This is a genomic window from Proteus sp. LHD240705 (genome assembly GCF_047921555.1).
Classification (GTDB): domain Bacteria; phylum Pseudomonadota; class Gammaproteobacteria; order Enterobacterales; family Enterobacteriaceae; genus Proteus.
Genome location: NZ_JBLRMI010000034.1, coordinates 1 through 652, shown reverse-complemented (window position 1 = coordinate 652; position 652 = coordinate 1). Strand labels below are relative to the sequence as shown.

Sequence of the window (652 nt, the reverse complement as noted above, 5' to 3'; positions counted from 1 at the left end):
TACCGACGGTGACGGCGTGGTGGATGCATTACCGCAAGTGACTATTCCAGAAGCAGCCGACGGTGTAAATGCCGACGAGCTAAAAGACGGCGTACAAACTGAAGTGACCGTGCCAGCAGGCAGTGCGGAAGGGGACAAACTCACCCTGACGATCACCAAACCCGACGGTAGCACTGACACCGTTGAACACACACTGACGGCGGATGAAGTGACTGCGGGTAAAGCCGAGGTCACTATTCCGGCAGATAAAGTGACGGCAGACGGTAACTACGCTGTTACGGCTGAAATTACCGATCCAGCGGGTAACACCAGTGGAAAAGGTCAACCAACTGACTTTACGGTCGACACTCAAATTCCAGGCGACACCGACGGTGACGGCGTGGTAGATACAACCCCTGTAGTCACGATCCCAGAAGCGACTAATGGTGTAAATGCCGACGAGCTAAAAGATGGTGTACAAACCGAAGTGACTGTGCCAGCAGGCAGTGCGGAAGGGGATAAACTCACCCTGACGATCACCAAACCTGATGGTAGCACTGACACTGTTGAACATACGCTGACGGCGGATGAAGTGACTGCGGGGAAAGCCGAAGTGACTATTCCGGCAGATAAAGTGACGGCAGACGGTAACTACTCTGTTACGGCTGAAATC

At 53.5% G+C, this 652-nt stretch carries 1 protein-coding gene; it reads left to right on the top strand.

Going from position 1 to position 652, the window contains the following annotated elements; all coding sequences use genetic code 11:
* Positions 1–652, top strand: a 652-nt coding sequence (locus ACNART_RS17875; protein ID WP_416303685.1) for an Ig-like domain-containing protein, incomplete at both ends; no start/stop codon positions are given.